Here is a 9,826-nt window from a genome sequence, read left to right as displayed (position 1 = left end):
ACGGACTGCTCCGCTTTCCGACCGCTTTTTCCCCTATCCAAGGGGAGGCTTCAAGCCGTGAATTATTTACAGGACTTACGCATGAGGTACGAAAAATTACGATTTGAGATTGCTTCCCTGTCGGTCGCAATGACCAAAATACGTTGTACTGCGTAAGTCCTAATTTAATTATTAATTCTTGAATTACCTATTTGTAAAAATAGAGCTTATAAGTCAAAAATTCTCAAGTTCTGTAAATATTAATCATTGACTTGATAGAGGTATCTTATAATATCAAGTATCATTAATTAGTCATAATAAATGATTAACAATAGTGATTTAAAGATGACTTCTTTGATTAACCAATAAATAAATAAATTTATTGGCTAATCAAAGGGCTAAAATACTGGTAACTAATTAATTTTAAAAATTCCTGGCTAATAGTTAAAGTAATTTCAAAAATTATGCTTAATATTGTATCCAGTATTGTGAGATTATGAGCAATTAATTTGACCTGGTCTAAGATACTTTTCCGGTAGTTTTATATTGACTGTTCTACCTAAAGTAGTGTATTGTAAAATAGTCATTTAATCAAGAAGAAAACTATGGCGAATTTAGAAACAAAGGAAACTCTGACAAGTTCTGAAATGATTGATTCTCAGTCCAACAATTCTCTGTTAGATATCTCTAAATATCAACCACCTAGCTCTAGGATATTGCCATTTTTGAGAATATTTGCATATCTATCTTTGGTTATTGCTATTACTTCAGGGATTACAATTTTTTTATTCCCAAACGAGGTTAAATTATTAATCATTTTAGTAGTTTCTATTGGTTTGTTTATTTTCTTGTTCCCTGTTAATCGCGAATTAAAGAGAAACTATACTAAGAAACTCAATGATTATAATGTACTTAAGGCAAGAGATATGTACATCAATGTGTCACAACTAGAAGACTCTCCCAAAAGTACACAGATAATGCAAGGAGTAGAAACAGTTTTAAGTTACGCTCAAGAGCTAATAGAAGAGTACAAAAAGACTCGTGTAGAGTCAAGATCTTTTTACTATATATTGCAGATAGTAACAATAATTTTTTCTGGAGTGACTCCGCTTTTAGTTCTGGTTGATAAATTAGACAAAGGTCCAGTTTGGCTGAATTGGTTACCTGTAATATTTCCAGCGATCGCTTCTATTGTTGCTAGTCTTTCAACTTCATTTCCTTTTGAAGATACTTGGTTGTCTTCTAATCGAGCTATAGAACTTTTAGAAGCGGAACAACAGAAATTTCTCTTAGGAGTAACTACAGGTTATAGAATTCCTCGTAATGCCGAAGAAAAAGAACGTTACAAAATGACAAGAGATGCTATGGCTAAATTTATTAATCAGGTGAATACTATCCATCTCAAACAATTACAAGAGCAAGAAAAAACTGAGAAAGGATCGGAGGAAGGAGAAGAAAAACAGTTAGAGGAAGAGCAATAAAATAAAGTAAAAAAACTAGCCAATTTGCATCAAGTAAATCTTAATACTTATAGAATGGCTAAATTAAGTTTCCAATCCTCGCAAATCTAGTCTCATTATTTGTAAGATTATCTTATAGAGTTTCTGAGTAGAGGTGAGTTACACTTATATTTTTATCTTCCGTTTAGGTGTTCCAGAAAACCTAGAATTGTGTACCTCACTCTCTATGGAAATTCCTAAAGCAATTTGGGACGATTGATTTTTGTGGTTTTTAGGTCGTGGGGAGGTATTTATTTTCTCCCTCAAAATACTAAGTAAATTTATTTTTATGAATATGTTATTAAATAAACCTGCGATATTTGCTAGTCTAACTATTTGTTTATTAGTTTCTGTGAGTGCTTGCGCAAATAATCCTGCCAACAAAGAGCTAGAGGAAATTTTTGCACCAGACCCCCAGTTAAAAAATAATTCTCCCTTTAACCAATTAACTCAAACCTCTACCCAAAACAACCAACAACCAGAAACAATAGTACAACTTCCGGCTGATTTTTCGTCAGAAATTTCCCCAACTTCTAACTCCGAGTTGCTGGATAAATCTGAACCTTCTGCCATATCAACTTTACAACCAAATCCCCAACCAGAAATTCAGCCATTACCTAATCTCACAGTATCACCAGAAGAATTACCTACTCCCGCAGTAGCAGCACTATCGACACCAACACCATTCCCTACTGATGGTATACCGCCGACTCCTACCCCCACACCTTCAGAGTCTCCTGTATTAAAAAAAGCTCTCAGGGATGTGCCTACAGGATTACGTCCATACATTGCAGATTTGGCCAAACTGGGAGTATTTCACCAGGAAGAAACCAAAAATCAGGATAATCCCGATACGACGAGTATATTAGAACCTCAAAATCTTGTCAGTCGGCGTGTATATGCCAGATGGTTAGTAAGTGCAAATAATGAGATGTTTGCTAATAATACTGCTAAACATATCCGATTAGCTAGAGCAAATGAAAAACCGATTTTTGAGGATGTGCCAAAAACTGATCCCGACTTTGCTGTAATTCAAGGTTTGGCAGAAGCAGGTTTAATTCCTAGTCCTTTATCTGGGGATGTTAATGTGGTTAAGTTTCGCCCAGATGATTTTTTAACTCGTGAGGATTTAATTCTTTGGAAGGTGCCTTTAGATTTTCGGCAACCATTACCAGAAGCAACAATAGAGAAAGTTAAGGCAGCTTGGGATTTTCAAGATACTTCTAAAATTGACCCTGCTGCTTTGAGAGCAGTATTAGCAGATGCTAAGAATGATTTTTCTAATATTCGTCGGGTTTTCGGTTATACTAGGTTGTTTAGGCCAGATAAGACAGTTAGTCGGGCTGAAGCTGCTGCTGTTTTATGGTATTTTGGAGACCAGAACGATGGTATCTCGGCTCAGATGGCTTTGCAAGCAAAGTTAGATCTTAGTTGAAAGGAAGGAAGAAGGAAGAAGGAGGAAGGAAGAAGGAAGAAGGAGGAAGGTTGATTAACTATTGTTGATTTACTAATTTTTATTAACATAAGTTCATATATTCATATATATTGATATAGTTATACCGACCGAGTTGTATAGATTATGCTAAAGTATGACAAACAGAGTAGTTTGTGGTGTCAAACCAGGCCACTAAGTAACCGCTATCCTGATAAGTTACCCCTAGCATGGTCAAGTAATGTTATACCTCTGTTTAGCCGATAACCAAGGCGACGTAAGTATTTAAAAGCGTCTACAGGTTCTCTTGTAGACATTGGGAGATACCCCCTCAGCAGGTTAATCTGGCTGTGCATTGTTAGCTTTAGGTTAGCAAAATAGTATCGGAGCATTTAGTTGAGATTCAAAGGTTCAAACTTTGGTTTGAATATGGCCAAATAGTGCTGGAGAAAATTTTTTTTCATACCCCTTGACATTTATTTAGGGATTCGCTATCTTAATAAAAGTGAAAACAAAGAACTAAGCCCCCATCGTCTAGAGGCCTAGGACACCTCCCTTTCACGGAGGCGACAGGGATTCGAATTCCCTTGGGGGTATAAAGAATAAAGGATGACAAAATTTAATTTCTTGTCATCCTTTTAATTTTTTGTCATTTTAGATATCAAATAATAATCTAGTTAAAAAAGAGTAGGGGTTTGTTCAATAATTAATAATTAATAATTACCTCTTCTTATAACAGATAGGATTGGCTAAAAGGAAGTTTTTTCTTCTCTTGGTGGATATATTAATCTACAGTAATCCTAAAGCAAAAACTTTTAAATTCTATTCTCACTCTACTGGACTGACATGGGTAATTTTGTGTATTAGGGCGGGTTCATCTCATCTTAAGGGTTGAGCATTAAACTTTCAATAATGAACCCGCCCCTACAATTTTTTTAACGTTTAATTAGACCTACCTACTTAAAAAATACAACTCTTGTAGGGATTTTTCATAGCAGGTCTCTACTTTGTTTTAAAAACAAAAAAAATATATCAAAAGTCAATTATATGCTTTTTTAATAAAATTATTTAAATATAGCAATCAGGAATCAGATGTGAGAATTTTACTGTTCCTTGTTCCCTATTCCCTAAAAGTATCTAATATCTCACAACTTAAATCATATTGCTATATATCAATCCTAAATAGTTTGTGACAAATCAAAAAGTAGATAAAAAAAACTGAAACTCCTACCTGTTCCCTTTTCCCAGTTAAGTTTTCCCTAAAAGCGGTAAGATTTTTATACACAAATAAAATAGGATTGCTATACTATCAAATATGACGTTTTGTCATAGATAAATATTATCTAAAGACACTTATCCTTTCAAGATATAAATGTTAGTATTTAACCGGAATTTTACTTAAATTAGGCATCAATAATATTATGTTCAAAAATTTGAAAACTACAGGTATTGGTTGTTTTGCAACTTTAGCTATGCTTTTAGTTGGTAGTGCAGAAGCTAAAGCAGCAACAATTACTTTCGATGCAGAAATATATACTAGCGATGTCAATACCTGTAGTTCTCCATTGACTAAAGCTGAATGTTTTATGGAAAATGGATTTAATGTAGCAGCCTTTTCAGCACGGAAAATAGGTACTGACGAAGCTTTTTTTAGTGAAACTGGGCATTTTCATGCTCGTGAGAGTTATGAAGCTCAACACTTTAGCTCTAACTCAGAAGATCCTGAAGATTTAAGACTTTTAGGTATATTTATTACTGCAAAAAATGGTGGTTATTTCAATTTAGAAAGTTTAGATTATCAATTGCGGAGGAATGACAGAGCAATTGATGGTTATACAACTGATGATACTAAAATCTTAATTTCTACAACATTTGACCCAACAATGCTAGTGCTTGGTCAATTTACAGAATATTCTCTTGGTAATGATATATCCTTACCTTTTCAAACTTTATCAATAGAAGATTTTGAAGAAATTAATCAGATTTTTATTTCTAGTTCTGGTGATGTGAATTTTGATAATATAAATTTAACTCCTGTTCCTGAACCGACTTCAATATTAGGTTTATTAGCTTTAGGTACATTTGGTGGTGCTTCTATTTTGAAGCGGAAATAAAAATAACTAGCTCTTCAAAAATTAATAATTAACAATTAACAATTAATAATTACCTCTCCCTTTTAGGGAGAGGATTGACCAAGAAGGAAAAAAATTTATTTTTTCCCCTTTAACTAGCTATTAGCTTGAGCGCATTTAGCTAGCCTCCTGGGTCGTAACTACGTTAACAGCTAAAAATCCGAGGGTAACAGTCCCCCACTATATTTGAAAAAATTAGTGGTGCGCTTTTTTGGGGGGTTTGAATCCCCCATTATACACGCCATAAAAGCTGATTGCTGACTGCTGCTTCAAAGGGGAAGCTTTAAAGGTGAATTATTTAATTAATAATTATTAATTATTAATTATTCGGTAAGCATTCAACTATTAACGGTCAGCTCATCCTGCGGAATGCTACGCAAACAGCTTTTTCATGAATTAAGCAAGTCAAGTATTTATTTAACTTCTACTACATTTTCAACAAGAGATTCCTCCAGTCGAAGATTTGATTAAATTCAAATCGCGAGTGAATGCTTACAAACTTTTAATTCTGGGAAATCTCTCAATTGCTTTTTCCTCTTTTCAAGGTAATAAAGCTGTTAACGTAGTTACCGAAAAATTTCGGTTTAAAGCCTCCCCTTGGATAGGGGATAATAAATAAAAATTTTCATAATTAGTCAATCCTCTTCTTTTCAAGAAGAGGTAATTATTAATTATTCATTATTAATTATTCATTATTGAAGATCCAGGAGGCTAGCTAATAGCTTACCGCTGAATGCTTACACAAGATTAAATTATTCAAAATAGCTATGTCTTCCATAAAAAGACATAGCATTTTTTTATTGGCACTAAAAGACTTGATTTGGGTATGCCGAGGAAAATTATCTTATAGTATTGTATGGACTATCAATTTTTTTTCAGTCCAAAAACTGCCCTTTATCAAAATAATTGGGTCTAAAACCCCGCCTTTTAAGGCGAAATATTTTTGGAGGGGGCTTAAATCCCTGTTACAAAAATAACTGTCTTGAGTGTGTCTTACATTCTGAGGAGACCTCAGAATTACACACTCGCTTCTGACTTCTGACTTCTGACTTCTGACTTCAGCGATATGTTTGGTTTTATAATTGTTTTACTAGCATCATTCTGTTTTTGTTTCCAAAATGTTATTGTCAGAATTCTTTTCAATGAACAGATAATTTGGGGGATTTTTGAAACAGGTGGGTTTGTTATACCTAACCTACAAAATTCTTTTCTACTAATGTTTATGCGGATGGTGTTAGTAGTTCCTTTGATGGCATCCTTCGCGGCAAAACTTTACCCGCTTACCTGGCAAGATATTCGAGCATTAGGAAATAATGAAGCGCGTCCTATATTGGGGCGATCGCTCCTTGGTGGAGTGTTGATGTTTCTATATTTAGCACTACTTTATCTATCTATCGGTTTAATCCAAACTGGAATTGCCTTAACTCTGTTTTTTACTTACCCAATATTCACTTCCCTGTTTTCTTGGGTATTTTTAGGTATTCCTCCTACAAGGTTTCGCTGGATGATAATGGTTGTGGTGTTAGTTGGAACTTTTCTGACTATTCCTTATACTCAGACAACATCCGATAGTTACAATGGAATTGGAGTAATTTTTGGCATTGCTTCCGGACTTACTTATGCTCTCTATACTGTAAATGCACAAAAAAGTTTTGAAGGTATACATCCGGTTCCCTTTACTTGGATTAGTTTTGCTACTGCTTTAGGGTTATCTGCTACGAGTTTATTAATTTGGCAGGGAGACAATAGTGACCTTAACTGGACTCCTATGTGGGTTGGTGGTTTCTTCTCAGCGATCGTTACTTTGAGTGGTCATTTAATGTTTAATTATGGAATTAAGTTAATAGGTGCTACTACTGCTGCAACTATTAGCGCAACTAACCCCTGTCTGACAGCAATTTTAGCATGGTTAACTATTCAAGAAACTATTAATGGTTTGCAAATTCTGGGTATTGTTATTGTCACTGTAGGTATTTTGTTATTGAGTCAAGAACATCGACGTTTACTATAGTTAGGGTTGGCTGAAAAAGTATTATAGGTGAGGGTAGGAGTCAGGAGTCAGGAGTCATTTCAGTTATCAGTTAGGAACAGAAATTAAATAAGACCGGGAAAGTCTGTTTTCTGCTGTTGAAAGATATTGACCGTAATTAATTTTATCCGATATTATTTTGTTCTCATTCCTTATCAGCAGTACCTCCAGTAATAGGGAGGCTTGAAATGGGAAATTTTCTTCTCTTGGTCGATTAGATATGGCGAGGAGACCTCGCCATCTCTCGACCGCTTTTTATCCCCTTGAAAGGGGAGGCTATTGACCTTATTTCTTCGGTAAGGAGAAATGGGAATTATAGAGGAGGTAGTCGGAAAAATTGTCCCTTGATTTTTCTGCCATAAGCATCCCAAAATATTAGCTTTTTGAGCTTTTTGCACCGAAAATTTGTAATTCGTCGTCAGCATTCCCATGGCGTTAGCGGAGCGGCTCTGAAAGAGCGGGAGACCTCACCGGGTTCCGACCGCTTGCATCTATCGCTGACGCGGGGTCGCAGCGCTATTCCCTGTTCCCTAAAATCTAGAATTTTGTACCTCACGTTTTTTGGGAATTGCTATATTATGGCTTTGTTAACAACTGAAGTAGTAAACCGTAGCAATATCCACCTAACAAAATTCCCCCTGCACCAATTAAACCCATCAATGGAGGAACTGGTGCAGGTAGTTTGAGCCAGCCAAATACAACGCCAATTATCCAACCGCCGAGTAATGCCATTCCTGCATCTTTGAGAAAACTCATCAGAAATCTCCAAATTAATTCAAAGTTGAATACTCTAAAGTTTGAATATAGCAAAAATTCAGAAATATTGATAGTTATAGCAGAAGAAGAAGAAGGAAAAATCCTGCTTTGTCTAAGTTTTAAGCTTTAGCAGAAGAAAGTCATAGACCGCGTGCTGTTGGATAGTGCGTTATATCATGTCCGGATATTACATAATCTGTGGCGGGTAAAATCCCGCACTCGAACATGAATATCTGTACCTCTTCACCCTATTGTATCACTTAACCTAATTTCAATCTGCACTTCACTCCGTTTCAAATCTTCGGGTGTCATTGGCGAATTATACAACAACCGTCTCGGTGAACTTACAATTTCATATTCTGGGTGCTGCGTCAACCAATATTTCAACTTTTGCAAATTTTGTTCGTAGCTCTCCCAAGTATAAGCACCCTGCACTCCAATACTTACAACTGTCATTGGCAAAGTATCTCTCACCATCACCTGAGAATCAATTTTTTGGGGAGTTAGGTCTGGGGTGGAATAGAGAAAAGATACTTCTGTTTGTTCGCCTTCCCTGACATAACGAGCTTCCACAGGGGTTGTCATGGCAATTTGATTAGTGCTGATATGTTGATATAGTGGGTCAAAAGCGACTCTGGTTGCCATGCGGGAATCACCTGTATGGGTGTAGGTGACGCCACGGTATTGGGGATATTGTTTAACTTCGATGACGTTGACTTCAGTAGGTTGAGGAAAACCTTGGGGTAAAGATGCAGACATAATTTTTTTGGATGATTTATTTAAGAGGATATTTTGATAATTAAGGTAGCACAAACATCTTGTCTGTGGTAGCTGTTTTTAGAATTTCCCAACTCCAAAGAAGGGGTTGCACATTAGAGAATGATCGTAGATTTTCAACTATACATATATTTAGGAAAGAATTATCCAAAAATATCAAATTTTCGGAGTTAATCATTTCTGATTGTGCAACGCCCCAAAGAAAGCAGGTTTGATATAACCAGGACTTACCCAAGATCAGGCATTTCTGTCATTGCGAGCGACAGCGAAGCAATCTCAAACGTTGATATTTCATTTCTCATGCGTAAGTCCTGATAACTTCTGACTTCTGACTTCGTTAAAATCGCTGCAATTTCTTTTTTGCCCACTTCCGCAGTTGTTCGTCTGGGTCGTTTGCTGCTCTGTCTTGTAATAGTGGCAGGGTTTGCGGATGGTCTGGATGTTGTTTGATTATTGCTTCTAGAAGTTTGGTTGAGTTTAGGAGTAGGGTGTGTTTTTGCTAATGAAAAGCGTCAGCACAACACACCGAAAGTCAACGGTGGTGAGTTAATCAAATGTAATACAACATACTATGTAATGTACTATTGGACAATAGATGAATAAAACATCAATTTATGGAAAACAGAGTGATATAGCTGCCGCTAGACTCCGCCAACGCAAAGCGGAACGGATGTTCTATTGCTACTCGTGTAGGTTGGGTAGAGCGACAGCGTTTCGCTGCGCGAGATGAAAAGCGCAGCTTATCCCCAGGATAAACCCAACAGGTACAACAATATGTTGGATTACCCTGCGGGATCTTGCTACGTACCTCAACCCAACCTACAAAACTTCATTAAGTTCGTGAGCAACCCGGAAGACCTCTCCCCCAACCCCTCTCCTACGAGGAGAGGGGAGTTTCTCCCCCTTCCCTACCCCCCCTTTCAAAGGGGGGCAGGGGGGATAGGAAGGGGGTTGGGGGGTTAGGTATTTTCTAATCGCTGCAATGCCTCTTTTGCCCACTCCCGCAGTTGTTCGTCTGGGTCATTTTCCGCTCTGTCTTGTAATAGTGGCAGGGTTTGCGGATGGTCTGGATATTGTTTGACTATTGCTTCTAGTGCAATTTGTCGAGGGTTGTCTTGAAACCTATCTTCGCGTTGAAAGGGGTCATTGAGGGCGATGCGATGAAGCAATTCCAAAATTTCTGGTTGATTTTTCCAACCAGTTGCTATTTGTCGCACCGCTT

General features: G+C 36.7%; 8 protein-coding genes and 1 tRNA gene. 6 read left to right on the top strand and 3 right to left on the bottom strand.

What is annotated here, in order from left to right; translation table 11 throughout:
• Nucleotides 1–584: 584 nt before the first annotated feature.
• The 5 genes from ACP6PM_RS16790 to ACP6PM_RS16770 all read left to right on the top strand — a co-directional run bounded on the left by ACP6PM_RS16790 (nt 585) and on the right by ACP6PM_RS16770 (nt 7,053).
• Complete coding sequence (locus ACP6PM_RS16790) at nt 585–1,460, top strand: DUF4231 domain-containing protein (protein WP_426586560.1); 876 nt, start codon at nt 585–587, stop codon at nt 1,458–1,460.
• Nucleotides 1,461–1,767: 307 nt separating this feature from the next.
• Nucleotides 1,768–2,913, top strand: a complete 1,146-nt coding sequence (locus tag ACP6PM_RS16785; RefSeq protein ID WP_426586558.1) for an S-layer homology domain-containing protein — start codon at nt 1,768–1,770, stop codon at nt 2,911–2,913.
• A 520-nt stretch (nt 2,914–3,433) separates the two neighbouring features.
• Nucleotides 3,434–3,506 (top strand) — tRNA-Glu (locus ACP6PM_RS16780).
• 825 nt (nt 3,507–4,331) lie between these two features.
• Complete coding sequence (locus ACP6PM_RS16775) at nt 4,332–5,024, top strand: PEP-CTERM sorting domain-containing protein (RefSeq protein ID WP_426586557.1); 693 nt, start codon at nt 4,332–4,334, stop codon at nt 5,022–5,024.
• A 1,084-nt stretch (nt 5,025–6,108) separates the two neighbouring features.
• The gene (locus ACP6PM_RS16770) at nt 6,109–7,053 is read left to right on the top strand and encodes a DMT family transporter (RefSeq protein ID WP_426586555.1); all 945 of its coding nucleotides are present in this window, start codon (nt 6,109–6,111) and stop codon (nt 7,051–7,053) included.
• 594 nt (nt 7,054–7,647) lie between these two features.
• On the opposite strand, the gene ACP6PM_RS16765 is transcribed toward ACP6PM_RS16770, so the two are convergent.
• Together ACP6PM_RS16765 and ACP6PM_RS16760 are read right to left on the bottom strand one after the other, a co-directional pair.
• Entirely contained in the window at nt 7,648–7,827 is a 180-nt protein-coding gene (locus ACP6PM_RS16765; RefSeq protein ID WP_426586553.1) for a hypothetical protein, read from the bottom strand.
• 243 nt (nt 7,828–8,070) lie between these two features.
• Nucleotides 8,071–8,586 carry a heme-binding protein gene (locus ACP6PM_RS16760; RefSeq protein WP_426586551.1) on the bottom strand — a complete coding sequence of 172 codons (516 nt, stop codon included), beginning with the start codon at nt 8,584–8,586 and terminating at the stop codon, nt 8,071–8,073.
• A gap of 471 nt (nt 8,587–9,057) precedes the next feature.
• Between ACP6PM_RS16760 and ACP6PM_RS16755 the strand changes: the two genes are divergently transcribed.
• Nucleotides 9,058–9,207 carry a hypothetical protein gene (locus ACP6PM_RS16755; protein ID WP_426586549.1) on the top strand — a complete coding sequence of 50 codons (150 nt, stop codon included), beginning with the start codon at nt 9,058–9,060 and terminating at the stop codon, nt 9,205–9,207.
• Nucleotides 9,208–9,563: 356 nt separating this feature from the next.
• Here the strand turns inward: ACP6PM_RS16755 and ACP6PM_RS16750 are convergent.
• Nucleotides 9,564–9,826: HEAT repeat domain-containing protein (locus ACP6PM_RS16750; RefSeq protein WP_426586547.1), on the bottom strand; the 263-nt coding region annotated here is incomplete at its 5' end.

The sequence above is a fragment of the Dapis brunnea BLCC-M229 genome, assembly GCF_050015995.1.
Classification (GTDB): Bacteria; Cyanobacteriota; Cyanobacteriia; order Cyanobacteriales; family Microcoleaceae; genus Trichodesmium.
The sequence above is the reverse complement of the archived record's forward strand: the minus strand, read 5'-3'. Positions and strand labels throughout refer to the sequence as shown.